General features: G+C 63.4%; 29 protein-coding genes and 1 riboswitch. Of the genes, 13 read left to right on the top strand and 16 right to left on the bottom strand.

Annotated features, from left to right (window positions below; all coding sequences use genetic code 11):
* Positions 1-50: 50 nt before the first annotated feature.
* The 7 genes from CQ14_RS19695 to CQ14_RS19665 all read right to left on the bottom strand — a co-directional run bounded on the left by CQ14_RS19695 (position 51) and on the right by CQ14_RS19665 (position 6,059).
* Entirely contained in the window at positions 51-449 is a 399-nt protein-coding gene (locus CQ14_RS19695) for a hypothetical protein (RefSeq protein WP_057859510.1), read from the bottom strand.
* 25 nt (positions 450-474) lie between these two features.
* Positions 475-2,373 (bottom strand): phosphomethylpyrimidine synthase ThiC, encoded by a 1,899-nt coding sequence (thiC, locus tag CQ14_RS19690; RefSeq protein ID WP_057859509.1) that lies wholly within the window; start codon positions 2,371-2,373, stop codon positions 475-477.
* A 170-nt stretch (positions 2,374-2,543) separates the two neighbouring features.
* Complete coding sequence (locus CQ14_RS19685; RefSeq protein ID WP_057859508.1) at positions 2,544-3,152, bottom strand: thiamine phosphate synthase; 609 nt, start codon at positions 3,150-3,152, stop codon at positions 2,544-2,546.
* The gene (locus CQ14_RS19680) at positions 3,139-3,921 is read right to left on the bottom strand and encodes a thiazole synthase (protein ID WP_057859507.1); all 783 of its coding nucleotides are present in this window, start codon (positions 3,919-3,921) and stop codon (positions 3,139-3,141) included. The genes CQ14_RS19685 and CQ14_RS19680 overlap by 14 nt, the downstream gene beginning before the upstream one ends.
* A gap of 172 nt (positions 3,922-4,093) precedes the next feature.
* Positions 4,094-4,291, bottom strand: a complete 198-nt coding sequence (gene thiS / locus CQ14_RS19675; protein ID WP_057859506.1) for a sulfur carrier protein ThiS — start codon at positions 4,289-4,291, stop codon at positions 4,094-4,096.
* A complete protein-coding gene (locus CQ14_RS19670; RefSeq protein WP_057859505.1) occupies positions 4,282-5,295 on the bottom strand; it encodes an FAD-dependent oxidoreductase in 1,014 nt (337 codons plus the stop codon). The genes thiS and CQ14_RS19670 overlap by 10 nt, the downstream gene beginning before the upstream one ends.
* Positions 5,283-5,427: riboswitch (TPP riboswitch) on the bottom strand. Its footprint overlaps the gene before it by 13 nt.
* A 101-nt stretch (positions 5,428-5,528) precedes the next feature.
* On the bottom strand, positions 5,529-6,059 hold the full coding sequence (locus CQ14_RS19665) for a lytic transglycosylase domain-containing protein (protein ID WP_057859504.1): 531 nt from the start codon (positions 6,057-6,059) through the stop codon (positions 5,529-5,531).
* Between the two features lie 363 nt (positions 6,060-6,422).
* On the opposite strand from CQ14_RS19665, the gene CQ14_RS19660 reads away from it, so the two are divergent.
* Positions 6,423-6,617: a hypothetical protein gene (locus CQ14_RS19660; protein ID WP_057859503.1), complete on the top strand. Its 195-nt coding sequence runs from the start codon at positions 6,423-6,425 to the stop codon at positions 6,615-6,617.
* Here CQ14_RS19660 and CQ14_RS19655 read toward each other — a convergent pair.
* On the bottom strand, positions 6,581-7,954 hold the full coding sequence (locus CQ14_RS19655) for an ATP-binding protein (protein ID WP_063800388.1): 1,374 nt from the start codon (positions 7,952-7,954) through the stop codon (positions 6,581-6,583). The two genes, CQ14_RS19660 and CQ14_RS19655, sit on opposite strands and share 37 nt — an antisense overlap.
* 2 nt (positions 7,955-7,956) lie before the next feature.
* The gene (locus CQ14_RS19650) at positions 7,957-8,694 is read right to left on the bottom strand and encodes a response regulator (protein ID WP_057859502.1); all 738 of its coding nucleotides are present in this window, start codon (positions 8,692-8,694) and stop codon (positions 7,957-7,959) included.
* 198 nt (positions 8,695-8,892) lie between these two features.
* On the opposite strand from CQ14_RS19650, the gene CQ14_RS19645 reads away from it, so the two are divergent.
* From CQ14_RS19645 to CQ14_RS19630, 4 genes are all read left to right on the top strand, one after another.
* Positions 8,893-9,471 carry a hypothetical protein gene (locus CQ14_RS19645; protein WP_057859501.1) on the top strand — a complete coding sequence of 193 codons (579 nt, stop codon included), beginning with the start codon at positions 8,893-8,895 and terminating at the stop codon, positions 9,469-9,471.
* Between the two features lie 125 nt (positions 9,472-9,596).
* Positions 9,597-9,974: a PRC-barrel domain-containing protein gene (locus tag CQ14_RS19640; RefSeq protein ID WP_057859500.1), complete on the top strand. Its 378-nt coding sequence runs from the start codon at positions 9,597-9,599 to the stop codon at positions 9,972-9,974.
* Positions 9,975-10,070: 96 nt separating this feature from the next.
* Complete coding sequence (locus tag CQ14_RS19635) at positions 10,071-10,610, top strand: PRC-barrel domain-containing protein (protein WP_057859499.1); 540 nt, start codon at positions 10,071-10,073, stop codon at positions 10,608-10,610.
* 197 nt (positions 10,611-10,807) lie between these two features.
* Positions 10,808-11,020, top strand: a complete 213-nt coding sequence (locus CQ14_RS19630) for a dodecin family protein (RefSeq protein WP_057859498.1) — start codon at positions 10,808-10,810, stop codon at positions 11,018-11,020.
* Between the two features lie 219 nt (positions 11,021-11,239).
* Here CQ14_RS19630 and CQ14_RS19625 read toward each other — a convergent pair whose 3' ends face one another.
* The 3 genes from CQ14_RS19625 to CQ14_RS19620 all read right to left on the bottom strand — a co-directional run bounded on the left by CQ14_RS19625 (position 11,240) and on the right by CQ14_RS19620 (position 14,067).
* On the bottom strand, positions 11,240-12,094 hold the full coding sequence (locus CQ14_RS19625) for a DUF4118 domain-containing protein (RefSeq protein WP_245320420.1): 855 nt from the start codon (positions 12,092-12,094) through the stop codon (positions 11,240-11,242).
* Positions 12,095-12,145: 51 nt separating this feature from the next.
* Positions 12,146-12,301, bottom strand: coding sequence for a hypothetical protein (locus CQ14_RS43715; RefSeq protein ID WP_156435177.1), 156 nt, complete (start codon positions 12,299-12,301; stop codon positions 12,146-12,148).
* Positions 12,302-12,498: 197 nt separating this feature from the next.
* Positions 12,499-14,067 (bottom strand): DUF4403 family protein, encoded by a 1,569-nt coding sequence (locus CQ14_RS19620; RefSeq protein ID WP_057859496.1) that lies wholly within the window; start codon positions 14,065-14,067, stop codon positions 12,499-12,501.
* Positions 14,068-14,273: 206 nt separating this feature from the next.
* Between CQ14_RS19620 and CQ14_RS19615 the strand changes: the two genes are divergently transcribed.
* The 3 genes from CQ14_RS19615 to CQ14_RS19605 all read left to right on the top strand — a co-directional run bounded on the left by CQ14_RS19615 (position 14,274) and on the right by CQ14_RS19605 (position 15,777).
* On the top strand, positions 14,274-14,714 hold the full coding sequence (locus CQ14_RS19615; RefSeq protein ID WP_156435175.1) for a hypothetical protein: 441 nt from the start codon (positions 14,274-14,276) through the stop codon (positions 14,712-14,714).
* Positions 14,715-14,738: 24 nt separating this feature from the next.
* A complete protein-coding gene (locus CQ14_RS19610; RefSeq protein ID WP_057859494.1) occupies positions 14,739-15,419 on the top strand; it encodes a winged helix-turn-helix transcriptional regulator in 681 nt (226 codons plus the stop codon).
* A 70-nt stretch (positions 15,420-15,489) separates the two neighbouring features.
* Complete coding sequence (locus CQ14_RS19605; RefSeq protein WP_057859493.1) at positions 15,490-15,777, top strand: YciI family protein; 288 nt, start codon at positions 15,490-15,492, stop codon at positions 15,775-15,777.
* Positions 15,778-15,846: 69 nt separating this feature from the next.
* Here CQ14_RS19605 and CQ14_RS19600 read toward each other — a convergent pair whose 3' ends face one another.
* From CQ14_RS19600 to CQ14_RS19590, 3 genes are all read right to left on the bottom strand, one after another.
* Positions 15,847-16,530 carry a L,D-transpeptidase gene (locus CQ14_RS19600; RefSeq protein ID WP_057859492.1) on the bottom strand — a complete coding sequence of 228 codons (684 nt, stop codon included), beginning with the start codon at positions 16,528-16,530 and terminating at the stop codon, positions 15,847-15,849.
* Positions 16,531-17,081: 551 nt separating this feature from the next.
* A complete protein-coding gene (locus tag CQ14_RS19595) occupies positions 17,082-17,840 on the bottom strand; it encodes a sulfite exporter TauE/SafE family protein (protein ID WP_156435173.1) in 759 nt (252 codons plus the stop codon).
* A gap of 683 nt (positions 17,841-18,523) precedes the next feature.
* Complete coding sequence (locus CQ14_RS19590; protein WP_057859491.1) at positions 18,524-19,918, bottom strand: TAXI family TRAP transporter solute-binding subunit; 1,395 nt, start codon at positions 19,916-19,918, stop codon at positions 18,524-18,526.
* Positions 19,919-20,049: 131 nt separating this feature from the next.
* Between CQ14_RS19590 and CQ14_RS19585 the strand changes: the two genes are divergently transcribed.
* The 3 genes from CQ14_RS19585 (at position 20,050) to CQ14_RS19575 (ending at position 22,594) form a co-directional block, all read left to right on the top strand.
* Entirely contained in the window at positions 20,050-21,105 is a 1,056-nt protein-coding gene (locus tag CQ14_RS19585; RefSeq protein ID WP_057859490.1) for a glycosyltransferase family 4 protein, read from the top strand.
* A 61-nt stretch (positions 21,106-21,166) separates the two neighbouring features.
* Positions 21,167-21,856 (top strand): class I SAM-dependent methyltransferase, encoded by a 690-nt coding sequence (locus CQ14_RS19580; protein ID WP_057859489.1) that lies wholly within the window; start codon positions 21,167-21,169, stop codon positions 21,854-21,856.
* A 120-nt stretch (positions 21,857-21,976) separates the two neighbouring features.
* Positions 21,977-22,594: a hypothetical protein gene (locus CQ14_RS19575; protein ID WP_057859488.1), complete on the top strand. Its 618-nt coding sequence runs from the start codon at positions 21,977-21,979 to the stop codon at positions 22,592-22,594.
* A 317-nt stretch (positions 22,595-22,911) separates the two neighbouring features.
* On the opposite strand, the gene CQ14_RS19570 is transcribed toward CQ14_RS19575, so the two are convergent.
* Positions 22,912-24,576, bottom strand: a complete 1,665-nt coding sequence (locus CQ14_RS19570; RefSeq protein ID WP_057859487.1) for an aminotransferase class III-fold pyridoxal phosphate-dependent enzyme — start codon at positions 24,574-24,576, stop codon at positions 22,912-22,914.
* Between the two features lie 34 nt (positions 24,577-24,610).
* On the opposite strand from CQ14_RS19570, the gene asd reads away from it, so the two are divergent.
* Together asd and CQ14_RS19560 are read left to right on the top strand one after the other, a co-directional pair.
* Positions 24,611-25,480: an archaetidylserine decarboxylase gene (gene asd / locus CQ14_RS19565; protein ID WP_057859486.1), complete on the top strand. Its 870-nt coding sequence runs from the start codon at positions 24,611-24,613 to the stop codon at positions 25,478-25,480.
* A gap of 79 nt (positions 25,481-25,559) precedes the next feature.
* On the top strand, positions 25,560-26,049 hold a 490-nt coding region (locus CQ14_RS19560), incomplete at its 3' end, for an NUDIX hydrolase (RefSeq protein ID WP_082649951.1).

Below are 26,049 nucleotides of genomic sequence, written 5' to 3'. Positions count from 1 at the left end.
ACCTCCCGGTCAGGTCCGGTCATGATTTAGAGAGGGCGGAAGGGAACTTTCTACCGTACCGGTTCCTTCGCCCGTTCTTCGGCCGCAACCGCCTCCGCAGGCTTGCTCGACCTCACCATCAAAAACGTCCCCGAAACCGCGGTGCCCGGCAGCTTCCAGCGCCCATCGATTTCCGTGGCCTCGGCATTGACCGTGCCCTCATAGGAGACGGTGGTGTAGCCGTGGCCGGGCGGCTCGTAGCGTTTGACGAAGGACACGGTGCTGCCGGATCGATGGCCCGCAATCGATGCGTTGTGGGTGCTGATCGGGCAGCCGGGCACGGTGCAGGGTTCGGTCACGTTTCCCGTGAGCGCGCCACCGGTTTCGATGAGCGTCGCCAGAAACGTGACCATTCCTACCTGCTGCTGAACAAAGGTGCCGTCCCAGACACCGGTCAGGCTGTCGGTCATTGCTTTCTGGATGCGTGCGCCGTCCTCATAGCACCCGGTTGCTCTCCTTCACCTTATCCGCATCCAGATACACGCTCGATCCCATCTCCTTGAACTTCTGGCTCATCGCCGCCATTCCATCCTCGATGGTGCCGCTTATGGACATCCCGACACTCGCCGGGTCGTTCAGCGTCGCCGCATAGTCCCGCACGTCCTGCGTGATCTTCATCGAGCAGAACTTTGGGCCGCACATCGAACAGAAATGCGCGACCTTGTGGGCTTCCTTCGGCAACGTCTCGTCGTGGAAGTTCTTGGCCGTATCCGGATCGAGGCCGAGGTTGAACTGGTCGGTCCAGCGGAAGTCGAAGCGGGCGCGGGAGAGGGCGTCGTCGCGCAGTTGCGCGGCGGGGTGGCCCTTGGCGAGATCGGAGGCATGGGCGGCGATCTTGTAGGTGATGACGCCGACCTTGACGTCGTTGCGATCGGGCAGGCCCAGATGCTCCTTCGGCGTGACGTAGCAGAGCATGGCGCAGCCGAACCAGCCGATCATGGCCGCACCAATCCCCGACGTGATGTGGTCGTAGCCCGGCGCGATGTCGGTCGTCAGCGGCCCAAGCGTGTAGAACGGGGCTTCGCCGCACTCCTTGAGCTGCTTGTCCATGTTGATCTTGATCTTGTGCATCGGCACGTGGCCGGGGCCTTCGATCATCACCTGGCAACCCTTGTCCCATGCGATCTTGGTCAGCTCGCCGAGCGTCTCCAGTTCGGCGAACTGCGCGCGGTCGTTGGCGTCCGCGATCGAGCCGGGGCGCAGGCCGTCGCCGAGCGAGAACGAGACGTCATACTTGCGCATGAGGTCGCAGATCTCGTCGAAATGCGTATAGAGGAAGCTCTCCTTGTGATGCGCCAGGCACCACTTCGCCATGATCGAGCCGCCGCGCGAGACGATGCCGGTGACGCGGTTGGCGGTGAGGTGGATGTAGGGCAGGCGCACACCGGCGTGGATGGTAAAATAGTCGACGCCCTGTTCGCACTGCTCGATCAACGTGTCCTTGTAGAGCTCCCAGGTCAGTTTCACCGGATCGCCTTCGCACTTCTCCAGCGCCTGGTAGATCGGCACGGTGCCGATCGGAACCGGCGAGTTACGCAAGATCCATTCCCGCGTCGTGTGGATGTTGCGGCCGGTCGAGAGGTCCATCACGGTGTCGGCGCCCCAGCGGATCGCCCACACCATCTTGTCGACTTCCTCCTCCACCGACGAGGTGACGGCGGAGTTGCCGATATTGGCGTTGATCTTGGTCAGGAAGTTGCGGCCGATGATCATCGGCTCGAGTTCGGCGTGGTTGATGTTGGACGGAATGATAGCGCGGCCGCGCGCGATCTCGGAGCGGACGAACTCCGGGGTGATGAAGGCGGGCACCGAGGCGCCGAAGCTTTCGCCATCAGCCAATGCGGCCTCTGCGCGCTCGAGCTGCTGCTTGCGGCCGAGGTTTTCGCGCTCGGCGACGTAGATCATCTCCTTGGTGATGATGCCGGCGCGGGCGAATTCGAGCTGGGTGATCTTGTGGCCGTCAAGGCCGCGGATCGGCTTGTGATGCGCGGTGAAGGCCTTTGCGGCGTGCGAGGCGCCGACATTGCCGTTGTCTTCCGGCTTGATGGCGCGGCCCTCATACTCCTCGATACCGCCGCGTTCCTTGACCCAAGCGAGACGGTTGCGGGAGAGGCCGGCGTTGACGTCGATGGTGACGGAGGGATCGGTGTAGGGGCCCGAGGTGTCGTAGACCGGCAGGTTCGGCTCGCCCGCGGCTTCCGAGAGGATGATCTCACGCAAGGGCACGCGCAGGTCAGGCGCGGCATCGGGGGTCGCGAAGATTTTTCGCGACGAGGCGAGCGGGCCGGTGGTGACGGCGGGGAGCGTGGTGTCGGGGTTGGAGCGAATGTTCATTACGTATCCTCCGTTAAATTCTGTCTGTTGTTTTNAGGAGCCAACGGGTCGGCGCGAAGCGCCGCCCGATGACAGGCTCCGCGACGAAGCAATCCACTGTCACCGAGTGCGCGGTGCCAATGGATTGCTTCGCTGCGCTCGCAATGACGGCTGATGGGTTCGTAATCATCTCACGCGACCTCCGCGCTTTGGCCCAGCCACTGCCGCACCCGTGCGTCGGGATCGGCGTTCTGGGTGACGTCGCTGACGACGGCGATGGAGTCGGCGCCGGCGGCGTAGATTTCGGCCGCCTGTTCGAACTTGATGCCGCCGATCGCAACCAGCGGGATGTCGCCGATGCGCTTCTTCCATTCGGTGATCTTTGGAATACCCTGCGGCGCGAAGCGCATCGATTTCAGCGTGGTCGGGAAGATCGGGCCGAGCGCGATGTAATCGGGCTTGGCGGCGAGCGCGGTCGCCAGCTCCTCGTCGTCATGGGTGGAGATGCCGAGCGTCAGGCCCGCTTTTCGGATTTCGTCAAGGTCCGCGTCGACCAGATCTTCCTGGCCGAGATGCAGATGCTGGGCGCCGGCGACGATCGCCGCGCGCCAGTAATCGTTGACGACCAGCTTGGCGTCGGTGCCCTTGATGACCTCGAGCGCGTCGGTGACGATCTGCAGCGCCTCCGATTCATTGAGGTCCTTGGCGCGCAGTTGAATGGTGCCGACGCCGAGCAGCGCCAGCCGGCCTACCCAGGCGACGCTGTCGACCACGGGATAGAATCTATCAGGATACGGCATGCCAGAACGGGGTCCCGATCACAGGGGTTGAGGGGGAGGCGAAATCGCGGGCTTCCATCAGGCCGGCTTCGTAAGCGGTGCGGCCGGCGTCGACGCCGAGGCGGAACGCTTTCGCCATCGCGACCGGATCGGCGGCTTTCGCCACCGCGGTGTTGAGCAGCACGGCGTCGTAGCCGAGTTCGAGCGCGTGGGCGGCATGCGAGGGCGCGCCGAGACCTGCGTCGACCACCAGCGTGATGTCGGGCAGGCGCTCGCGCATCAACCTCAAGGCGTCGCGGTTGGTGATGCCTTTGGCACTTCCGATCGGCGCGGCCCAGGGCATCACCACCTTGCAGCCGGCGTCGACCAGCCGCATCGCAACCGAAAGGTCTTCGGTGCAGTAGGGGAACACTTCAAAGCCGTCCTTGATGAGAATGCCGGCGGCTTCGACGAGACCGACCACGTCGGGCTGCAGCGTGTCGTTGTCGGCGATCACTTCCAGCTTGATCCAGGGCGTTCCGAACAATTCGCGCGCGAGCTTGGCGGTGGTCACCGCCTCGCGCACGCTGCGGCAGCCGGCGGTGTTCGGCAGCACCGTGACATCGAGCTCGCGGATCAGCGACCAGAACGCGTCCCCGCTCTTGCCGCCGGCAGCCTCGCGCCGCAGCGACACCGTGACGATGTTGGCGCCCGACGCGCGGATCGCGTCCTGCATGATCGCGGGCGAGGGGTAGAGCGCCGTGCCGATCAGGAGGCGGGAGGAAAAGGTCTTGCCGTAGAAGTTCAGCATTGCGTTTGTGTCCCGTTCTCGTCACCCCACGCACACCTCGTCATCCCCGCGAAAGCGGGGATCCAGTACGCCGGGAAGCCTGCGCTGGAATCGAGAAGACGCGGCGTACTGGGTCGCCCGGTCAAGCCGGGCGATGACAGCGGAGTGTGGAAGATGCGTGCACACATCATCCTCACCCTCCCTGCCGCGGCGTGATGATCTCGATCTCGTCGCCGGCCTTCAGCGCAGTCTCGGCCCAGCGGCTTTTCGGCAGCACGTCGTAATTCAGCGCGATCGCGAAATGCGTGCCTTCGTATTCGAGTTCGCTGAGCAGCGCATCGACGCGCGTCGAGGCGATCTCGCGCGCTTCGCCATTGACGGTCACACGCATCGCATCACCTCATTGTCGATGGCGCCGCGCTGCACATAGGCGAGCGTCGCTTCCGCGAGCGCGGGCGCCAGCAGGAAACCGTGGCGGTAGAGCCCGTTCACGGCGATCTTGTCGTTGCGAACCGTGATCCGCGGCAAATTGTCGGGATAGGCGGGACGAAGGCCGGAGCCGAACTCGACGATGCGCGCTTCGGCAAAGGCTGGATGCACGGCGTAGGCGGCCCCTAACAGTTCCAGCGCCGAGCGGACGCTGACGCCGGTGTCCTCGGCCTCGATCGAAGTCGCGCCCAGCATGAACTTGCCGTCGCCGCGCGGGATTACATAGAGCGGCCAGCGCGGATGGATCAGCCGCACCGGGCGGGAGAGCTCGACCTCGCTGGTTTCGACGATGATCATCTCGCCCTTGACGCCGCGCAGCTCGGGCTGCTCGTCGCGCGCAGAGAGGCCGCGGCAATCGATGACGATGCCGTCGAGGTCTTCTGCGCTCGCATCGCAGTCGAATTTGATGGTGCCGCCGGCAGCTTTGATGCGGGCGTGCAACTCGGGGAGCACCTTTCGCGGCTCGACATGACCCTCGTCGGCGTAGAACAGGCCGTTACGAAAGCGGCCATCCAGCGACGGTTCGAGCTCGCTCAACGCCTGCGCGTCGAGCCTGATATGGCCGGTGGTGAGTTTGGCAAAGCGCTCGAAATCGGCGCGGTCGCGCGCATGCGCCACGACCAGCGAGCCGTTGAACGGGGTTTTGGGAAAATGCTCGCGCCACAGGTCGAGCGAGCGGATGCCGAGCCGGCCGATCACGGGCTCGGAGGTCTCGGCCTCGCACCAGGGCGCCAGCATGCCGCCGGCCCAGTGGCTGGTGGAAAGCGTCATATCGGCGTCACTGCGCTCGTACAGGGTGACGGCATGGCCGGCCTGGGCGAACAGCAACGCCTGCCATGCTCCGGCAATGCCCGCGCCGATGATGGATACGGGGGAATCCCCCCTCGAATCTGACTTCTGGTACATCCCTGTCCCTTCGCCGGCATGACCCGGATCAGGTTCAAAGGGTCACCGCGGTCCCAGGACTTCACCTCTGTGAGGTAACGGCCCAAGCTTGCGGTATCTCAGCTCCTCGTCGGAGCACCCCTCGGAACAGGTCTAATGTAGGCGGTTGGGCCTGCGTGTCAACAACGCGCACCCTCGTCGTGCGGGGCATCCACGTCTTTGGCGCTGGCCGGGACAACGCCCGGCCATGACCGTCATTGCTTGGGAACCTGCAGTGCGTTGGCGTCGGCGGGCGTTCTGGCCGCCCGGACCGGCGCGGCGACGATTTTCGGCGGTGCATCACTCGCCAGCATCGGTGCGATCTGCAGTGGCTTTTCCTGCCGCTGGCGCTTTGCAGCATAGTAATAGCCGCTCGCATAATAACGCACGGCTCGGTTGTGATCCCCGCCCGCGGCGCGGTAGGCGCCGGCGAGATATTTGATGCCCCAGGCGAGGTTGGTAGAGGGATCGCGCAGGCCGGCGGCATCGCCGGTGTAGCCGAGGCCGCGCGCGGTCGGCAGTTTGATCTGCATCAACCCGATAGTGCCGCCGCGCCCGACCAGGTTCGGGTGATATTTGCTCTCGCGCACGATCACGCGGTGCACCAGCGCTTCCGGCACGTTGTTGGCGGCCGCGTGGGTTGCGACCATGCTTTCATATTGCGCGCGGCTCTGCGCGTTTGCACCTGATGAAACGAACAGCGCGGCGGTGGCGGCGAGCCAGACGAATTTCGGAAAACTTTTCATAAAAACGATCTCGACGGATGGAACGATGGCTTGCCTCGGGTTAGTTCCATCTGCGGGCCAAGATGTGGCGAAAAGCGGACGACATCGCGGCGAGATTTCTGCGCTGCGCCGGGGCGCGTGTTAACGAACGCGGCGCACGTGACGCTGACGTTGTGCGTGCAATGCATCGCGTCGAGCGACGCGAATCTGAATCTGCGTCATGCGGACGCGCAAGAATGTCGTGCAAAAGTCGCAGTCAAGGTGTAAAGAAGACGCCGCGGCAAAATTCACATCCAATTCATTCCGACAGCAAACCTGTCCCATTCAACGACATTCAAAAAAGCGAGACGTCATTACGACGTCCGAAGTCTAGGGAGATGCGCCATGGCTCGACTTGACACCAGCTATTTGCCTCGCGGAAATCCCTGCGCCCAGTGCGGCAAGCCGATCCCGAGACCCGACTGGGTCGAGAGCAGCCAGGGCCGCACCTCCTTCCTCTGGTTCTGCCGCGCCTGCGACTATCGCTTCGAGGCGATCGCCATCTACGAAGAAGCCGATCCCGACGCGCTCGCAGCCTGACGCGATGATCTAGCCGCGGAGCTGCCGCCGTCCTGGTGCGTCGGCAATTGCATGCGCACCACCAGCCCATGCGGCTGCCGGTCGTGCAGCGACAGCGTCCCGCCATGCGCCGTTGCGATCGCGTTCGTAATCGAAAGCCCGAGGCCGAAGCCCGCCGCCTCGTCCATGTTGCGGGCGTCATCGCCGCGCACGAACGGTTCCAGCATGGTTTGCTTTTGCGCATCCGAAATGCCGGGACCATCGTCCTCGACATCGATGGTGAATTCATTCGGTGAGATGCGAAGCCGGATCACCGCCTCGGCGCCGAACCGCACCGCATTCTCCACCAGGTTGGTGACGGCGCGGTGCAGGTCGTCCGGCCGCACGGTCGCCATCGCATGCGCGGGACCGTCATAGGCGACCCTGCGCCCGAGATCGCTGAACTGGTCGGTGACGAGCTGCAGCGAGCTTGCGATGTCGACCAGCGTCATTGCCTCGAGCCTGCGGTCGTTGCGCAGGAATGACAGCACCGATTCCAGCATCGCACGCATCTGGTCGAGATCGGCGAGCATGCGGCTGCGATGGGTCTCGTCCTCGATGAATTCCGAGCGCAGCCGCATCCGCGTGATCGGCGTGCGCAGATCGTGGCTGATGGCGGCGAGCATCCTGGTGCGGTCGTCGATCAGGCCGGTGATGCGCTCGCGCATCCGGTTGAGCGCTTTGGCTACGGAACGGATTTCTTCCGGCCCGCGCTCGGGCAGCGGCGCCGTCGTCCCGTCGAGGCTGAAACTTTCCGCAGCCTTTGCAAATGACGACAGCGGCGCGGTCAAGGCGCGCGCCGCCCACAGGCCGAGCAGGGTGACGCTGATGACGGCGAACAACAGCGTCATCATCGTGGGGCCGCCCATGAAGGGCGGCCGGCGGTCGGCCGGCATGTTGGCGGCGATCGTCGCGCCATCCGGCAGCACGATGCCGAGCCGTTGCGTTTCGCTGCCGGGCGGCCACGTGAACAGGCGATAGCTGTGGCCGAGGCGGCGATGCAGCCCGTGCAGGTTGGCCTCCGGCTCGCGCGCCGCCGGCGGCGTGTCCGCGGCCAGCAATTCGATGCCGAGCTGCGGAAAGGTCCGCGCGATGTCGGCCGACAGCCGCGGCCGTTCGGAGGCTGGCGCCGCGCCGAGCAACTGCACGGCGGTCGCGAGCTGGGCGTGCCCGCGATCGTGCGCGGGATCCGGCAGCTCCGGCCGGTTGATCAGAAAGCCTGCGGTGATGATCGCATGCAGGGCGACGATCGAGGCGATCACGAGTGCTGCGATCTGCCCGCTGATGCGTCGAAGGCTCAGGAAGCCGAGCAGCTTCATGATCAGGTGCCGGCGGCGGATGCGATTTCCACCTTTGGGGTGAACATGTAGCCGCCGGAGCGCACCGTCTTGATCACGGTGGCTTCCTGCGGATCAGGCTCGATCTTGCGGCGGATGCGGCTGACCAGCACGTCGATCGAGCGCTCGAACGAGCCGGCGTTGCGCCCCTGCGTGAGGTCGAGCAGGCTGTCGCGCGACAGCACGCGGCCGGGCCGCTCGCAGAAGGTGCGCAACAGGTCGAATTCGGCGCTGGTCATGGCGACGCGCGCGCCTTCGGGATTGCGCAACTCCCGCATCCGGAAATCGATCCGCCAGCCGGCAAAGGACAGCGCGGTGGCGCCTTCGGTGGCGCTGGCGGTGCGCCCCGCCGCCTGCCGGCGCAGCACCGCGTTGATGCGCGCCAGCAATTCGCGCGGGTTGAACGGTTTGGCGAGATAGTCGTCGGCGCCCATCTCCAGCCCGAGGATGCGATCGACGTCCTCGCCACGCGCGGTCAGCATGATGATCGGCGTCTGCGACTCCGCGCGCACCTTTCGGCAAAGGGTGAGGCCGTCCTCGCCGGGCAGCATGACGTCGAGGATCAACAGATCGACCCGGCGGTCGGTCATGGCGCGAACCATCTCGCGGCCGTCGCCGGCCGTCGTGACGTTGCAGGCGTTGTTGCGCAGGTATTTTGCGATCAGCGTCCGCGTCTCGCGGTCGTCCTCGACGACGAGGATGTTGGGGATTGCCTGGGCCATGTCGACCTTTTGTCGATGATTCGGGCCTGTGGGCGAAGGATTTTTGTTTCCGGATGTTTCTGGATGGCCCCGGGCAATACCGGGCAACAGGCGAGGGGCGCGCTGAAAAGACCTCGTTAAGACCGCCAATCCTACGTTCGCGGCGTCCGATGCGTTCCCGCGAGTAACCGAATCACTGAACAATTCACCGGAGCTATCATGACCTCGATCTCGGCGGCCTCCATCAATACCCGTCAGTCGCCCCTGCAGATGCTGCAGAACGAGTTATTGTCCGAAGTCAAATCCGGCGCCATCAGTTCGTCCGATCAGGACGCGTTGTCGACGGCGCTGAATGATATCGATTCCGCCATGCAGGCGAGCCGCGCCAGCGACCAGGCCAGCGGCACGCGGCCCTCGCCCGACGAGCTCAAGTCCAAGATCGACGATTTGATCGCGGGCCAGGTTTCCTCGGGCAAGCTGACCAGCGACCAGGCCACCGAGCTGCAGGGCATCTTCAAGGCCGCCTTCGCCAACGGTCCCGGCGGCGCGGGCGGTCCCGGTGGAGCAGGCGGCCCGCCTCCGGGAGGTGGTCCCGGCGGTCCGCCGCCGTCGGACGGCGCCTCGTCGAGCGACGATACATCGTCATCATCATCATCATCGACGTCGGTGGACGACATCCTCAAGCAGTTCCTGGAATTGCTGAAGGAGTCGCAGTCGTCATCGACGTCCTACGCCTCGACCGGCACGACATCGACCGGCACCTCCTTCTCGGCGCTGTTGATCGACTTCCAGAGCTGACGTTCTTCCCGCGTCGGCATGTCGCAACCATCTTTCCCGAAAGGGAAGGATGGTTGCCTCATTTCAGCGGCGGAACCGCTCACGCGGTGCAACGTTGGTTCCCGCACAGATGTGTGGAGGGTGCAATGGCAGATGACGTCATGACCAAGCCGCATCCGTTGATCGCGAGCGACCGTGTTGAGGGGACCGCGGTGCGACGGCCGAACGGGGATACGATTGGCCACATCGAACGGCTGATGATCGACAAGGTCACCGGCAAAGTATCCTATGCCATCCTGAGTTTTGGCGGCTTTCTCGGCATCGGAGCCAATCTGATTCCGTTGCCGTGGGGACGGCTGCGCTACAGCACCAGGTTCGAAGCCTACGAACTCGATATCGACGATGAGGAGCTGAAGCGCGCGCCGTCATTCCGTGCCGATAAGGATTTCGACTGGGGCGATCGTGCCAAGGAAGCAGAGCTGCATCGCTATTACGGCATGCCGCCTTATTGGGGCGGCTTCTGACCGCACGCAAAGCGAGTGTTCCAGCCGAATATGTATGGAACACTTGCTAATGAGCCGGGTTTTCCTCGAAGCGTTTCTGAAATGAGGAGAACCGATATGTTGACCAAATATGCCGTTGCCGGCATCGCGGCCTCCGCGCTGCTGGCGAGTGTCGCGTTTGCGCAAAGTCCGTCGGCAACGACCGACAAGGCCACCACCGCCGCACCCGCGGCTGCGTCCGATACCTCGTCGTTCAAGGGCAACTGGCGGACCTCGAAGCTGGTTGGCCTGAACGTGTACAACGACAGCAACGAAAGCCTCGGATCGATCAACGATCTCCTGACCGACAAGAACGGCGATATCAAAGCCGTGGTGATCGGCGTCGGCGGCTTCCTCGGCGTCGGTGAGCATCTCGTCGCGGTGCCGATGGACAAGGTGAAGTTCGTCGAGGAGCCGATCGCCTATACCGGCGCCTCCACCCAGCCTGCGACCGGCGGCGCACGTCCTGCGACCGGCACGGGCACGACGACGGGTGCTGCGACCGCGCCCGCTGCGCCGGCCGTCAAGAAGAATCCGTGGTATCCGGATCACGCCGTGTTCAGCGCGACCAAGGATCAGCTGAAGGCGATGCCGGAGTTCAAGTATTCGACCGAGTAATGCCGCGGCCTTGAAACCGCAGGCTTCCTCAAAATGGCCGGACGGCGTGATGCCGCCCGGCCATTTGATTTTGGCAATCCCGTTTCGTGCATGGTGCGGCGCATCCTATCGGCGCCCGCCTCCCGATGTTAGGTTGCAAGCGGCAGGAGCACCTGCCTCCTGCCTTGCATTGACCCTTGCATCAACGGGAGGACGACATGCCTGAGAGCGTCTACAAGGTCATCGAGCTGATCGGCACCAGCAAGGAATCCTGGGAGAAGGCCGCCGCCGCGGCGGTCGGACGCGCGGGAAAATCGCTACGCGATCTCAGGGTCGCCGAGATCGTGAAGCTCGACTTGCAACTGGACGCCAAAGGCGAGATCGAGGCCTATCGCGCCAAGGTGAACGTCTCGTTCAAGTTCGAGGATTGACTTCAATCTCCTGAGCCGTCATTGCGAGCGAAGCGAAGCAATCCATACTTTTTTCGCAGCGCCATGGATTGCTTCGCTTGCGCTCGCAATGACGGTGTGAGAGGCGCGCTGCACGGCCTCACAGCGCCGGCAGCGCATGTCACGCAGACGCTGATCGCGCCTTCGGCTTCCGCGATTATGCGGAGCGTCCTTGAATCGAAAGGCGATGGCGGCGAGTCGCTATTGCCGATTTCTGCCGAGACCCTCCGCGTGTTGGCGGTCAAGCGTCAGGGCCAGAACACGCGCAATGACGTCGACGAGGGCGTCCGGTTTCGAAGGAGGCTCGTCCGGATCGAATGCCAGGCCAATGACGGCATTTTGAGCTTCTGCCGTCTTCACCGGCCAGAAGTCAAAGCGCGAAGCGAGATTCGGGTAGACGCCACTGTGCATCACCGTTCCGGTCGCAAGCGCAGATCGCGCCACTTCCAGGTCGGCTTCTTGCGGCTCAATGTCACCGACCTGCTCGAGCAGAGCCACCCTGCCTTCGCTAACGAGCATCACGGCGACAGGAACATGGAAGAGCGCGGCAAGTGCCTGGGAAGTGATCGAGACGACCGCCTTCGTGCTGCCGGCCGCGGCGATGTCGCGGCAGTAGCCTTGCAGCACACTCACCTGCCTTTTCAACCGTTCAGCCTCGGCCGCCCTCTGGTGGGAAGTGAAGGCAACGCCGCTGACGATGAGTCCGACCACAAACAGCAGTCCAATCGCCCAGATATTTGCCGCATCATCGACGGCGAGTGAATAGCGAGGCTCGGTAAGGAAGAAATTGAAGGCCAGCGCGCCAAGCACCGCGGAACAGAGTGACGGACCCAAGCCGAGGCCAACGCCGGCGATAATGACTGGCACGACAAATACGAGGGACAGGTTGGGAATCGTCAGATGGCTGTCGACACCGACAGCCACGACGGTTGCAAAGGCGGTCATTGCGATTGAAGCAAGGTAGCGCGCCACTTCCGACGCTGCCGGGCCTAAAAGGGGACCGGCATCGGGCCCCTGGGTGACGTCCTGCTGCAGTTTCGATTCAATGCTGGTCACCGGTTCAACTCCCGCTTGGAGATGGCGCAGCCGGGACATATCCTGTCACGATTATGGCCTGCTGCCATCGGCGATGATTATCAGTGCGTTGACCGCAATGCTGATGGTCAAGAGGACGCCGAGCAGTGCGGCCACGCGCATGGACTTTCTCGACATCCATTCCGCAAAAAGAGCGCGGCGTTCCTGAACAACAACCTGCGCACGCACGACTCGTTCTCCATTCCGTCAGTCGCGGTTCCAGACCGCATGGGAGAGATCGGCCTTCCGGCATATAAAATCGAGAGCATAGTTTGGCCGGCGTTATAGGAACGGCATAAAGGTCCAGCGCCGTGGCCCGCTGATTGCGGGCGGAACCCGTCTAGCACCTCCTTACACGAAGGCGTGATGGTCGCTGTCCCGCCGCCCTACAGCGCCGGCAGGGCGCTCACATAGACATTAATCGCGCCTTCGGCTTCCGCGATCACGCGCAGCGTCTTGGAATCGAAGGCGATGTCGGCAAGCCGCAGCTTGCTGATGTCGGCCGACACGCGCAGGCCGTCCTCGTTCTTCTGGAAGTCGGCGATGACGGCGGCAATCTTCTTTTGCGCATTGCTCGCGAAAGGCTTGAGGTCGACGACGGCCTTTTCCGCCAGCGTCTTCTGCAGATGCGGGATCGCCGCGCGCGCCGCGGCGCCGAGCAGCCCGAAGGCGGCTTCGGATTCGACGGCGAGTTCGATATCGGCGAGCCGCAGCGTCTGCTCGGCCTGATCGAGCACCGGTTTTCCCCAGATGTGCACGTTGGCTTCGCCGGCGAGGCCAAGGAAGCTCTTTTTCTCCCTGGCGTTCACCAATAGCGAAATCAGCAGGCGGTTGCCGGATGCGGCCACGCTGGCGCGCTTGACGGTGACGTCGACCGCGCCCGAACCATCTTCCGGAAAGGTCTTTCCGGCAAACTGCGCCTCCACGATCTTGCTGATATCGGTAAACGGCATGTCCATGGGCACGCCGATTGCGACCCGTCCCGGCGACGGCGGCACGATGTCGATGGTGGCGGGGAACGGGCAGGACGGCTTGGTCTCGGCAGGCGTGATGCGGGTCTCCGCCTCGATGCCGAGCGTCAGCGTCAGGTTCGCCGCATCGATGCGCGGCTGCGCGGCGATTGCCCGTGTGGGGCGCAATTCCAGCCACAGCGTCGGCAGGGTCGATCCGGCGGTCGTGTCTTGCAACGGGATCGAGCGGCAGGCCTTGGCCCATTGCGCCCGCGCGTTCCGTTCGAAGGTCGGATCGTTGCGCATGCGCGCCTGCACCAGCGCGATCTGTTCGGCGACGTTCTGATCGATCAACGGCTTCACCTGCGCCGGCACGTTGACCCGAGCGCCCGCCACCGTGAGGCTGGTGTCGCCGAGATTGACCTGCGCCGCCAAATTCGGCTCGATGCGCCAGTTCGCGGCGATCTTCGGCCGCGAGGTGATGACGACGTTGCCCTTGATCTCGGCGCTGGCGTTGAGGTTCTTGATGTTCACGCTGCCGATCTGCTTGGCGACGTTGCCGCCGAGCAGGCTGCCGAGCGCTTCGCCGACGGCTCCGGTTGCCTTTGCCGACAGCGAGCCGGTGACGTTCAGTGTACCCGTCAGCGGCGTTGCCAGCGACAGCACCTCCGGCGCCCCGGTCGCGCTGATCGGCCCGCGCGATGCGGTCCAGCCGATATCGGCGTTCTGCAGGATCTGCGAGATCGGGTTGTCGGCCTTGCCGGCAAAGGAGCGCGGCGCGCCGCGATCGGCGGCGTCGCGGATTGCCGCCAGCGTCACCGCAATCGGTGCCATCACGGTGGACGCACGCGAAGCCGGCGGCAGCGGCGGCAGTTGGGCAAGCGGCGGCGGACGGTTCGTGGCGCGCGGCGCGATGACGTCCATGAGCTTCAGGCTGGCGGTAAACGAGACGACCATGACCGCAAGCGCGATCGCAATCGTCTTCAGACGCATCGGCAGACGCATCGTCCCCCCGGACCCCGTTGAATCGCCCCGCAATGTTTTACAGGGAAGGGGAGAGTCACGCTAGTGCGGCAGTCTCCAGTTCTCGGCCCGGGACAGGGAACCTCCTCGGCCAAGCTGAGGAGCACTTTCGGTCCTGCACGGAGGATGGATGATAGTTGACTCCATATTTTATACTGATTACTATAAAAAATGTAGTAAAATCGGAGTTGCCGATGTCCGCAGTATCGTACGTTGCCCGCCCGGCCGGCGCCCGCAGCTTTTGGCTCGGCTTTGCCGCCTACATTCTTCCGTCCTTTCCGATCGCCTTCGTCTGGCATCTCGTCCTTTTCGAGCAGAAGTATCATGCGCTCCAGATCTATCGCGACGAGCCGGTGATCGCCTTTGGATTGGGTTCAATGATCATCCAGGGCGCGATCTTCTCGTGGTTGTTCCCGCGCGTATTCACGCGGGGCAACGAGTCTATTTTGAAGGACGGGCTCTTGTATGGTCTTGGCGCAGGCCTGTTGTCGTGGTCGTTCACCACGCTCGCCGTTGCAGCCAAAAATGTGATGGTTTCCGTGCCGGACTATCTGTTGCTCGAAACCGCGTTCACGATTCTACAGTTCGCCATCGTGGGCCCGCTGATCGCCCTCGCCTATAGAAGATGATGCGGAGGAACTAATCTCGAAGGTATGAGCAATCTTCACTATCCGCAATTCTGCGCGCTTGCCCGCGCGGCGGAAATCATCGGTGAGCGTTGGACTCTCCTGATTGTCAGGGAGCTCCTTCTTGGGCCGAAGCGATTTGGCGATCTCCTGGATCATCTCGACGGTATGAGTCCCACCTTGCTGACAGCGCGCCTTGCCAACTTGATCGAGTGTAACGTCGTGCGGCGAACTGTCTTGCCGCGGCCGGTCAATGCGCAGGTGTACGAGCTGACGGAGATCGGTCGGGAAGTTCAGCCCGCGATCCGCGAGTTGATCCGTTGGGGCGGTCGCTTCCTGTTTCCGCCCGTACCGGGCGACACTTTCGAGCCGGACTGGGTGATGCTCGGCCTTGATGCCATTGCGAAGCGTTCGCCCGTGCCGGAAATCAACGTCGGTCTCGTGGTTACCCACGGCAAGAAATCGGCAGGCTTTACTGTCGCGGGCAGCGGCTCAGGTACGTCAATTCAGAGAGGAATTACGGATTGCAAGGGGACATTGGAAGCCCCGTTTGACGCGGTGTTGCAGATTGTTGGAACGAGCGTATCCCTTCAAAACGCAATCGCAGCGAAGCGCGCCAAGGTCGTCGGCTCCATGGCGCTGGTTCGCAAGCTTCCACTTTTGTTCGACTTGGCCGAACGTCGGCGCATCGCGCCCGCTGCGAACTGATAGGCGTAATCGGAAAGCGGAGTTCGGAGGAGAAAGCACACTAGCCTTAACCGGTGAACAGGAGACGAACATGAAGAAGTTTGTGCTGCTGCATTACGGATTTGAAAAACCCACTCCGGAAATCATGTCCGCCTGGGGCAAATGGTTTGAGGCAACCAAGCCGCATACCGTAGACATCTGCGGCTTCGGGAATGGTCGAGAAGTATCGAAGGGTGGAACCAAGGACCTTCCGCTCGGCCCCGACTCCATTACCGGATTCACGATCGTCAACGCGGCAAATCTCGACGACGCGGAGAAAATGGCGCAAGGCAACCCTTTCATTTCGAGTATTCGGATCTACGAAGTGAGGTCGGGTTGACGCGGCGCTGAAACCAAAAACGGCCTCGGCAATGCCGGGGCCGTTCGCAGCGTGGGAATTGTTTGGCGCTTAGCGGATGGTGCGGCCGAGATCGGCGCGACGATCCGTCATCGGCAGCACGATCACCTTGGTTCCGACGTTGACCCGCGAATAGAGGTCAGTGACGTCTGCATTGGTGAGGCGGAGGCAGCCGGAGGAAACGCGGGTTCCGATCGTCTCCGGCGCGTTGGTGCCGTGGATGCGATAGATGGTGCCGCCGAGATACATCGCGCGGGCGCCGAGCGGGTTGCCGGGGCCGCCGGCCATGTGGCGCGGCAGATAGGGCTGGCGGGCGATCATTTCCGGGGGCGGGGTCCAGGCCGGCCACTCGGCCTTGCGGGTGATCGTCTGGGTGCCCGACCAGGTGAAGCCATCGCGGCCGATGCCGATGCCGTAACGCATCGCCTGGCCGTTGCCGAGCACGAGATAGAGATAGGTGTTGGGAGTATCGATGATGATCGTGCCCGGTGCCTCGCGGGTATAGTAGTTCACGACCTGGCGGCGCAGACGGGCCGGCAACTCGACCGAACGGTCTTCCTCTTCCCGGGGCGCAGCCGCAACCGGCGGCGGGGCCGCTTCGATCTGCGGCAGGAAAAACGGAAACAGCGGCAGCGGGGCAGCAGTAGCGGGTGCGGAAAACGCGGTCGCGCCGATCACGAGTGCGCCCAGAGTGGCGGCAGCAAAGCGGGTGTTCAGCCTGAATGGATTAAACATTGGTCGCCCCTGTTTTAAAATATGTCGCGCCGTTCTCGGCGCGTCGTTGGGGAAACCTCTACCGATGAACCGTTTCAGGACATTTGCACGAAATCGCCAAAATGGTTTCGTCGCGTTAGGGAATTGTTTCGTTAAGGTTTCGTTGCTGTCTCATCCAAGAACTGGGGCTACCCGGCACGCGCCCGGTCCGAGTTTCGATGGCTTCAAAAGGAATCCCAAAAAGAACCCTAAAGGAACTCTCGGGGTCCGGCGCCGTTGGAGTGACAGTCCAGAAATAGGCGAGATCGCCATGACGAGACCAACGATTTTGTTTGGTGCCGTTGCCTTGCTACTCCTGTTCGCTCCTGCCAATCCGGCATCGGCGCAACACGTCATTACCAATCCAGGCAAGTGTGCCCAGTTCTATCCGAACGCAAATTGCCAGAACTATGGGCGAGGTAATCCCTACACGAGCTATGGCTGGCATCGGTCGGGATATCGTCACTCCTGGGGCCATCGTCACCACCGCCACTATTGGCGCTGACGTTCAACCAGGGTGAAGGGGTGGCGTCTCAAGGCCGGACGTATCCTGCCAGCCCGTCCCACAGCAGCTTGGCCGCGGTGACGACCAGAATGGCGTAGCAGGTGCGGTAAAGCGTGCGCTGGTCGAGGCGCTCGTGCAGCCGCCATCCGGCCCAGACGCCGGCGGGCACCGCCGGCGCGCAGAGTGCCATCAGCATCCACAGGCTCTTCGAGGGCGTGGCGAGCACGAGCCACGGGCCGGCCTTCAGCAGATTGCCGACCGTGAAGAACAGGCTTGTGGTGCCGGCATAGAGCGCCTTCGACATGCCGAGCGGCAGCAGGTACATCGCCAGCGGCGGTCCGCCCGAATGCGCGACCATCGTGGTCACGCCGGAGGAGAGGCCGGCGAGCACGGCCTTCGGCGTTGAACGCGGGCGCGGCCTGACTTCGCCGCCGCCGAGAAACCAGATCGCGGCGAACACCAGCGTCACGAGGCCCATGACGACCTCGATGGCGTGGCGGTCGAGATCGCGCAGCGCGAAGTAACCGAGCCCGATGCCTGCGACCAGCGCCGGCAGCAGCATAGCGAGGTCGACGCGCGACCAGGTGTTCGGCCGCCAATAGCGCAGCGCCGTGATATCCATCACCACGAACAGCGGCGCCAGCAGAGCGCCGGCCGCGATCGGATCCATCGCCAGCGAAAGCAAGGGGATACCGACGATGGCGAAGCCGCCGCCGAATGCGCCCTTCATGAAGGCGATCAGGAAGACGCCGGAAAGCGCAATCGCGAGCGTGAGAGGCGCGGGCATGTCTGATACGGCTGATACGATCACGGGCGTACCCGCGTTGATATGATTACAGCCGATCGTGGCCGCCACGGCACGCGCGGTCTCTCACTCTCTCCTGTGAAGTGGAAAGGCATCAAGGTCCGATGGGAATGTTGTGCGAAGTGTCGCGATCGCGCGCAACATGGCATCGCGCCAGTGCAAGGCGCAACATGAACATTGCTCTCGGTGCATATTGCTCTCGGTGCAATGCGCGTGAGCGCAACGCTTGCGGTCTAGCCGGCGCTTATTCGTGGTACGTCGGCGGCCCCGGTGGCAAGCATCGCATCGGCCGCCACCGTCGCTCGCACGCGTGACGAATAGATAAGCCGGTAGCTGAACGGCCGTGGGACGATTGATTTAGATCAAGGGTTGATTCAGTCGACGCGCAACCCTAACCGCACTGATTCGATCCGAGACCTGATCAATGTGGAAAATGCCGATCAATTGGGAAATGGTGTTTTGGCTTCTATGCGGAGCGGGCATCGTGCTGGCTTTTTGGCACTACGGCACCATGATCAGCGACTACACGGATTGATGCGTGCCAGACGTAAAATCTGGTCGGGCGGGTCGAGCTTGAACAGGGGCGTTTTCGGTCCGGCTCCGTTGGAGTCGCCGTGGACGCCTACGATCAAATGCGGTAACGGCGAATCGTAAAGGATGCGGTTCTAGCTCGCGCGCATGCGCGGCATGTCGGCCGCGCCCGCGCCGAGCACCACGCGGCGGTCGGTGACGGCATGATGGAATTGTTCGAGCGCAAGAGCGATCACCGACAGATCGCTTTCCTCGACGGTGCCGTCGTCATAGCAATCGAGGGTTTCGCGCAACATGCCGTCGGCCGCGTTCTGCATGTCCGCCAGCTCTTCCGGCGTCTGGGCCTTTCTCACCTTGGCAATCAGCTCCAGCAGATGATCGCGATGGGCGATGTACTGCTCACGCTCGTCCTTGTTCCAGTAATGCTTGAACCATGCGCCCGCCGAGCCCAGGCCCGAGAGGATCAGGACTGCGAACCAGATGTAGTCCGTGTATTTTTCGAGGAACGTTCGTTCGTTGCCGTCGATATAGGCGGCGGCGCCCGCATGGGCCGGCAGTGCGGCGTCCTTGTCGGTATCCGGCTTTTCGATCTGCGAGGCGGTTGGCAGTTCGCGCGCTAGCTGCTGGCGGTTGGTGAAAAGCTGGCGGGCGAGGGCGGCAACCGCCGTGTCCGACAGCGATTTCGGCGCGATGATCAGATGGTTGATGGCAACGGTGTCGACCTTGTCTTCCGGCCGTTGCGGCGAAGAGCCGAAGATGCTCGCTGGAATTTCCTCGGATTCGTAGACCGGGTTTTTCTTGGCGATGGCGTCGGCAACGTCGATCGGCAGGAATTTCGGTTCGCCGCGTGCCGTAGCCGTCGCCGCGATCGCGTCGACCGTGATCTTGCTCTTGAGCGGGCCGACGGCCATGAAGGCGTCGACCGACTGATCTTTCGCCATCTCACTGATCTGGTTGGTGGCGAACTGGCTGATCGTGACCTTGTCCGGATTGATGCCGGACTCTTTCAGGATCACGCGCAGCAGCGTGACATTGGCCTGCGTGCGTCCGATCACGCCGACGCGGTGACCGGCGAGGTCCTCGAGGCTCTTGATCTTCGGCGTCGGCTGCTTCTTGGACCCCTTGGCGGGGAGGCCCGAAGGCGCCCACAGCACGACGACATTCTTGCGCAGGATGGCGACCGACTCGGCATTCTCCGGCAGGTTCAGGTCGCCGCGGGCGACCGCGAGATCGGCCTTGCCGGCGGCGAACAGGGCGATGCTCTCCTGTGTTCCTTCCGTCGTGACCAGCGACAGCCGCACCGGGCTGCCTTCGCGCGCAAAGGTCTGCGCCATGAGCTGGATCAGCTTCTGGTCCTCGCTGCCGGCGGGGCCCACCGCAATCCGCAGCGTGGTCGGCCGCAGCACGTAATACAGCGTACTCGCGGCGAGGCCGAACGCGAGCAGGCCCGCGGCGAGGATCAGAAGCGCGTAGCTCTTCTGCTTTCGCCGGCGGCGGGATCGTGCGGAATTGTCGTTCGGGTCTGACATCATTCTGTCACGTTACCTGAAAACCGTGGAGATGGGTTTAAAAAACAACCTTACAGAACGATGACGTCATACGCCTGAAATATCCATGTCCCAACGTCGAATTTGAGAATCGTTAATCTCGGATTCGGGCCATGAAGATCTTGATTGCGACGGATGCGTGGCATCCACAGGTGAACGGCGTCGTGCGCACGCTGACGTCGCTGGCGCGCAGCGCCGCAGCGCTCGATGCAGATATCAGCTTCCTGACCCCGGACGGATTTCCCTCGATGGCGCTGCCGACCTATCCGGGGTTGCGCATCGCGCTGCCGAACCGGCGCGAGATCGGGCGGCGGATCGAGGAGGCGGCGCCGGACGCCATCCATATCGCGACCGAGGGGCCAATCGGCTGGATGGTGCGCGCCTATTGCCGCCGCCGCAAGCTTGCGTTTACCACGTCCTACACGACACGCTTTCCCGAATATATCGCCGTCCGCATCGGGCTCCCGGTCGCCGTCGGCTATGCGGTGTTGCAGCGGTTTCATGCTGCCGCCTCCACGACCATGGTCGCAACCGACTCGCTGCGGCAGGAGCTTGCCGCGCGGGGGTTCCGCAAGCTCGGCTTCTGGACACGCGGCGTCGACACCGAACTGTTCAATCCGCACAGCCCGGCTGTGCTCGACCTGCCGCGGCCGATCTTCATGACCATGGGCCGCGTTGCGGTGGAAAAGAATCTCGAAGCGTTTCTGTCGCTCGACCTGCCGGGATCGAAGGTGGTCGTCGGCGACGGGCCGCAGAGGGCGCAGCTCGCAAAGCAATTCCCCGACGCGATCTTCCTCGGCGAGAAGAAGGGCGCGGACCTGACCGCGCATCTCGCCGCCGCGGACGTCTTCGTGTTTCCGAGCCTCACCGATACCTTTGGCGTCGTGCAGCTCGAAGCGCTGGCGTGCGGAACGCCGGTTGCTGCATTCCCCGTTACCGGCCCCAAGGATGTCATTGCCGATCATCCGATCGGCGCAATCGACGCGGACCTGCGCAGCGCCTGCTTGCGGGCGCTGACAATGTCGCGCGAGGCTTGCCGGAATTTTGCGCTGGCGCGTTCCTGGGAAAACAGCGCGCGGCAGTTTCTCGGCAATCTGACCGCGCTGCAGCCGAGCCGCGCGCTGCGGCCGGTGCGCCGGGCGCCCACGACCAGCGCCGTGCAGGGGTAGGGCTTGCGAAGGTTCGACCATCAAACCAGTCACATGCGTAAGACGAGAAGGCAGGACAATCATGGCAGACATCATCAAGCTTGACGGCACGAGGCCGCTCGATTTCGACCGCGAAACGGTCGAGCAGGCCTATGACCGCTGGGCGCCGGTTTACGACCTCGTGTTCGGCGGCGTGTTCTCAAAGGGCCGCAAGGCGGCGATTGCGGCGACCAACAAGATCGGCGGCCGCGTACTCGAGGTCGGCGTCGGCACCGGCATTTCGCTGCCGCTATACGCGCCGCATCTGCGCATCTTCGGCACCGACATTTCCGAGTTGATGCTGGAGAAGGCGAAGAAGCGCGTCGATGAGCTCGGCCTGAAGAACGTCGAGGGTCTCGCGGTGATGGACGCCGAGAACCTCGAATTCCCTGATGATTCCTTCGACGTGGTGATGGCGCAATATGTCGTCACGGCGGTGCCCAATCCCGAAAAGGCGCTCGACGAATTCGCCCGCGTGCTGCGGCCGGGCGGCGAGCTCATCATCCTCACCCGCGTCAGCGCCGATGCCGGCATGCGCCGCTTCATCGAGCAGCGGCTGCAGCCGGTGGTGCGTCCGCTCGGCTTCCGCACCGCCGAGTTCGCCTGGTCGCGCTATGCGCAATGGCTGGCCGGTGCGCGCGGCATGGAACTGGCGGAACGCCGTTTGGTGCCGCCGCTCGGGCATTTCTCGCTGGTGCGTTTCCGCAAAATCGACGTCGCCGCGGCGGCCTGACGCGAGCATTGCTTGCGTCATTGCACAGCTAGCGCCCTGTCACATGTCAACTTCATGATGTCACATACTGGACATCGAATCCCGATAAACGTCACCCACGAAAGAATGAGGGGGTAGAGAATGATCAAGAACTTCCTGCAGGAACTGCGAACCCAGCGCTGGGACGACCATCGCTACTATCACCACAGCCGCATCAACCAGTCGCTGCACTTCGTCAGCGCCGCGAGCTTCCTGTTCGCCTATGTCATGCTGTTCTTCGATCCCGTGGTGTCGGCGCTGGTCGGCTGGCTGGTGTCGATGACGACGCGCCAGGCCGGTCACTTCTTCTTCGAGCCCAGGGGCTATGACCACGTCAACCAGGCGACCCATGAGCACAAGGAAGAGATCAAGGTCGGCTACAATCTGCAGCGCAAGGTCGTGCTGATGACAATTTGGGCGCTGTCGCCGCTGGTGCTGTATTTCAGCCCGACGCTGTTCGGCCTGGTCGAGCCATGGACCTCGAACGCCGACTTCATGCGGCAGGTGGCCAAGGTGTGGCTGGCGGTCGGCATCGGCGGGCTGTTGTTCCGCACCGTGCACCTGTTCTTCATCCGCGACGTCGAGACCGGCCTGGTCTGGATGACGAAGATCCTCACCGACCCCTTCAGCGATCTCAAGCTGTACTACAAGGCACCGCTGGCTCTGATGAAGGGCGAGCTGATCGATCCGGGCCTGGAGAAACACGTCAAGCACGCATGAGCGTTGGCTCTGATGTCTGTAACGAACGTGATGCCCGGGCTTGTCCCGGGCATTCACGTCTTGAGGGTGTCCGCTGTGACGTGGATGGCCGGGACGTCTAGCGCGAAGACGCGCTTCGCGCTTTTGCCGGCCATGACGGAAGATGAAGAACTCTCAGCCCGTCATTGCGAGCGAAGCGAAGCAATCCATCTCTCCGGACGGAGATAGATGGATTGCCGCGTCGCTTCCGCCTTCGCTCTTCGAGCTACGGCGGACAAGTCGCTCCTCGCAATGACGAAGGCGCCAGCCGGGCTATGACGATAAGTAGAAGAACGTCCCTAGCGGCCAAATCTCTTGGCAAGCATCTCTTTCAAAATCTGTCGCTTGATATCCTTGTTGGTCAGCGAAACCTCATGCCACCACCAGCCATCGCGCTTCATCTTGTCGGCCGCCGCGACAAAGCGGTCGGCGACCTCGGTGAAATCCGCATCGGTGTAGTTGAGGCTGAATATCAGCCGGCCGGTGCCGACCCAGCTCAAGGCCAGCCCCTCGGCGCGCAGGTAATATTGAAGCATCCAGTTGTAGCGGGACGGCTCGGGGTATTGCACCGTCCAGATCGAGGAGAGATTGCTGACGCGGACCGGCAGGTCCAGGGCGGCCAGCCGCTCGTTCAAGGCTTTCGCGCGGCCGTTCCAGGTCTCGTCGAGCCCATGGTAGACCGCGTTGAAGTTCGGGCTGGCGAGGCGGCTCAAGAATTCGTCCATCGCCGTCATCACGTAGGGGTGCGAATTGAAGGTGCCGCGGGCGAAGCAGACGTCGGCGGGGCGATCGTCGCGGAAGCGGCGCATCAGATCCTTGCGGCCGCAGACGACGCCGACGGGCAGGCCGCCGGCAAGGCTCTTGCCGTAGGTCACCATGTCGGCGCGGACGCCGAAATATTCCTGGGCGCCGCCCGCGGCGAGGCGGAAGCCGACGAAGACTTCGTCGAAGATCAGGACGATGCCGCGCTCGGTGCAGACCTCGCGGAGTTTCTTCAGCCACTCCGTGTAAGCCGCGCGATCGAACGCGCCCTTGCGCGAGGAGTCGACCAGGGCGGAATCGCCGGGCGCGTTGGCGTTCGGGTGGAGTGCCTGCAGCGGATTGACCAGCACGCAGGCGATGTCGCGGCGCGTCCGCAGCACATGCAGCGTCCGCTCCGACACCTCGGCCAGCGTGTAGGTCTCGTGCGGCGATACCGGATTGCCGACGCCGGGCTGCACGTCGCCCCACCAGCCGTGATAGGCGCCGGCGAAACGAACCAGATGCGAGCGCCTGGTGTGGTAGCGCGCCAGCCGCACTGCCTGCATGACGGCTTCGGTGCCGGACATGTGGAACGAGACTTCGTCGAGGCCCGAAATCTCGCAGAGACGGCGGACGTTGTCGGTGATGACGGGATGATAGGGGCCGAGCACGGGGCCGAGCGCGTGGGCGCGCTTTTCGGCTTCCGTGATGCACTCCTTGTAGAAGTCGTTGCCAAAAATATTGACGCCGTAGGAGCCGGTCAGGTCGTAGAAGGTGTTGCCGTCGACATCGGTGACGGTGACCCCGGCGGAAGACTCCATGAACGCGCCGGTGCCGAGATTTTCCCGCACCAGCCGGCTGTACTGGAACGGCACGCGGTAGGCTTCGGTGAACTGGAGGTCGGAGATGTGTTCGGCCGCCTCGGCCGTCATCTTCCGGCCCTTGGCGTAGCGCTCCTCATAGAGGCAGGCGAGCCGGAAGAAGGCGTCCTGGCGCTGCATCGCGACGTCGGCGGGCGCGCCGTCGGAGGCGAAGAAATCGTCGATCTCGAACTCGTAATGCGGCACCAGCCGCGCGACCATCTTGGACATTTTCGAATGTCCTGATAGCGAACGGTGCTTGGCGCGCGACAGCGCCAGTCGCGCCTTCAATTTGGGGAATACTGCCGCGGCGCTTACGGCCGCAGCGGCGGACAGGGAAAGAATCGGAAGGGATGTGTCCATGCCTGAAGCGCTAGCCAATCCACCTGACAGATTGATGACAATCCGGGGCCTGATCGCCCGCTTCACCCAGCAGGAGAATCTCAATTTCCTGTTGACCAACCGCGTGCCGCGGGCGGCGCTGACCCGCTTCATGGGCTGGTTCAGCAAGATCGAGAACCCCCTGGTGCGCGATTTCTCGATCGGGTGCTGGCGGCTGTTTTCCGATCTCGATCTGTCGGAAGCCAAGAAGACCGAATTCAAGAGCCTGCACGATTGCTTTACCCGCGAGCTTCGTCCCGGGCTGCGGCCGGCCGATCCGGACCCCAGCGTGGTGGCCAGTCCTTCCGACGGCATCATCGGCGCGCACGGAAAAATCGCCGACACCGAACTGTTCCAGATCAAGGGCGCGCCTTACTCGCTGCTAGACCTGCTCGGCGATCCCGCGCTGGTCGACCAGCACCGCAACGGCCGTTTCCTCACGCTGCGGCTGACGTCGAGCATGTATCATCGCTTCCACGCGCCTTATGACGCCACGATCAAGAGGGTGACGTTCATCCACGGCGATGTCTGGAACGTCAATCCGATTGCGCTGAAGCGCGTGGAGCGCCTGTTCTGCAAGAACGAGCGCGCGGTGCTGCGCACGCGGCTGTCGACCGGCGAGGCGCTGACGCTGGTGCCGGTCGCCGCCATTCTTGTCGCCAGCATCCGCCTGCATTTCCTCGATGTCACGCTCAACGCGCAGAGCAGGGGACCGGTGGACTTCACCTGCCTTGCGCGGGTCAAGAAGGGCGACGAACTCGGCTGGTTCGAGCACGGCTCGACCATCATCGTGCTGGCGCCGGAGAGATTCGAATTCGCCGATGGCGTCGCGGAGGGAGCGCGCATCCGTGCCGGCGAGCCGCTGTTGCGCAAACCGCAGGTTTAGTCTCGATTCTCCCGGCCTTTGCCTCTATATGCTCGCGTTCGCACTGGATTCGCAGTGGCGAAAATGCGGGAAGCGAGAGATGGCGCGGACGCCGGTGCTGGCGGCGGGAGGCATTGTGTTGCGGCAGGCAAGGACGCCGCTGGTCGCGGTGGTGCGCCTGCGCAAGCGCAATGAATGGGTCCTGCCCAAAGGCAAGCTCGACGACGGCGAGACGCCGCGCGCCGCCGCTGAACGCGAAGTGATGGAGGAAACCGGCCACGATGTTTCCGTGCATGAGTTTCTGGGAACGCTGGTCTATGAGTCTCGCGGTGGCTCCAAGGTCGTGCACTACTGGCGCATGCAGGCGGACGACGCGCCGGCTCACGAACTGATGCGTGACGTGAAGGCGGTGGATTGGCTGCCGCTTGCCGACGCCGTCGACCGGCTCTCTCGCGGTTACGAGCGCGCCTTTCTGGAAAATGTCGGCCCGATTGCGCTGGCCGCGGCCGCGCATGCCCGCAAGGCGCGGGCCAAGCAACCGGCGCCGGACAAGCGCCGGACGAGGCGGACCGGCGAGACGGCACCTCCCG

The sequence above is a fragment of the Bradyrhizobium lablabi genome, assembly GCF_001440475.1.
Classification (GTDB): domain Bacteria; phylum Pseudomonadota; class Alphaproteobacteria; order Rhizobiales; family Xanthobacteraceae; genus Bradyrhizobium; species Bradyrhizobium lablabi.
Note: the sequence above shows the minus strand (reverse complement) of the source record. Positions and strands in the feature narration are given on the sequence as shown.

Bases quoted from the DNA above. Each gene is read 5' to 3' on its own strand.
- CQ14_RS19695 (WP_057859510.1), bottom strand. From the start codon at position 449: ATGACCGACAGCCTGACCGGTGTCTGGGACGGCACCTTTGTTCAGCAG.
- thiC (WP_057859509.1), bottom strand. From the start codon at position 2,373: ATGAACATTCGCTCCAACCCCGACACCACGCTCCCCGCCGTCACCACC.
- CQ14_RS19685 (WP_057859508.1), bottom strand. From the start codon at position 3,152: ATGCCGTATCCTGATAGATTCTATCCCGTGGTCGACAGCGTCGCCTGG.
- CQ14_RS19680 (WP_057859507.1), bottom strand. From the start codon at position 3,921: ATGCTGAACTTCTACGGCAAGACCTTTTCCTCCCGCCTCCTGATCGGC.
- thiS (WP_057859506.1), bottom strand. From the start codon at position 4,291: ATGCGTGTGACCGTCAATGGCGAAGCGCGCGAGATCGCCTCGACGCGC.
- CQ14_RS19670 (WP_057859505.1), bottom strand. From the start codon at position 5,295: ATGTACCAGAAGTCAGATTCGAGGGGGGATTCCCCCGTATCCATCATC.
- CQ14_RS19665 (WP_057859504.1), bottom strand. From the start codon at position 6,059: ATGAAAAGTTTTCCGAAATTCGTCTGGCTCGCCGCCACCGCCGCGCTG.
- CQ14_RS19660 (WP_057859503.1), top strand. From the start codon at position 6,423: ATGGCTCGACTTGACACCAGCTATTTGCCTCGCGGAAATCCCTGCGCC.
- CQ14_RS19655 (WP_063800388.1), bottom strand. From the start codon at position 7,954: ATGAAGCTGCTCGGCTTCCTGAGCCTTCGACGCATCAGCGGGCAGATC.
- CQ14_RS19650 (WP_057859502.1), bottom strand. From the start codon at position 8,694: ATGGCCCAGGCAATCCCCAACATCCTCGTCGTCGAGGACGACCGCGAG.
- CQ14_RS19645 (WP_057859501.1), top strand. From the start codon at position 8,893: ATGACCTCGATCTCGGCGGCCTCCATCAATACCCGTCAGTCGCCCCTG.
- CQ14_RS19640 (WP_057859500.1), top strand. From the start codon at position 9,597: ATGGCAGATGACGTCATGACCAAGCCGCATCCGTTGATCGCGAGCGAC.
- CQ14_RS19635 (WP_057859499.1), top strand. From the start codon at position 10,071: ATGTTGACCAAATATGCCGTTGCCGGCATCGCGGCCTCCGCGCTGCTG.
- CQ14_RS19630 (WP_057859498.1), top strand. From the start codon at position 10,808: ATGCCTGAGAGCGTCTACAAGGTCATCGAGCTGATCGGCACCAGCAAG.
- CQ14_RS19620 (WP_057859496.1), bottom strand. From the start codon at position 14,067: ATGCGTCTGCCGATGCGTCTGAAGACGATTGCGATCGCGCTTGCGGTC.
- CQ14_RS19610 (WP_057859494.1), top strand. From the start codon at position 14,739: ATGAGCAATCTTCACTATCCGCAATTCTGCGCGCTTGCCCGCGCGGCG.
- CQ14_RS19605 (WP_057859493.1), top strand. From the start codon at position 15,490: ATGAAGAAGTTTGTGCTGCTGCATTACGGATTTGAAAAACCCACTCCG.
- CQ14_RS19600 (WP_057859492.1), bottom strand. From the start codon at position 16,530: ATGTTTAATCCATTCAGGCTGAACACCCGCTTTGCTGCCGCCACTCTG.
- CQ14_RS19595 (WP_156435173.1), bottom strand. From the start codon at position 17,840: ATGCCCGCGCCTCTCACGCTCGCGATTGCGCTTTCCGGCGTCTTCCTG.
- CQ14_RS19590 (WP_057859491.1), bottom strand. From the start codon at position 19,918: ATGTCAGACCCGAACGACAATTCCGCACGATCCCGCCGCCGGCGAAAG.
- CQ14_RS19585 (WP_057859490.1), top strand. From the start codon at position 20,050: ATGAAGATCTTGATTGCGACGGATGCGTGGCATCCACAGGTGAACGGC.
- CQ14_RS19580 (WP_057859489.1), top strand. From the start codon at position 21,167: ATGGCAGACATCATCAAGCTTGACGGCACGAGGCCGCTCGATTTCGAC.
- CQ14_RS19575 (WP_057859488.1), top strand. From the start codon at position 21,977: ATGATCAAGAACTTCCTGCAGGAACTGCGAACCCAGCGCTGGGACGAC.
- CQ14_RS19570 (WP_057859487.1), bottom strand. From the start codon at position 24,576: ATGGACACATCCCTTCCGATTCTTTCCCTGTCCGCCGCTGCGGCCGTA.
- asd (WP_057859486.1), top strand. From the start codon at position 24,611: ATGACAATCCGGGGCCTGATCGCCCGCTTCACCCAGCAGGAGAATCTC.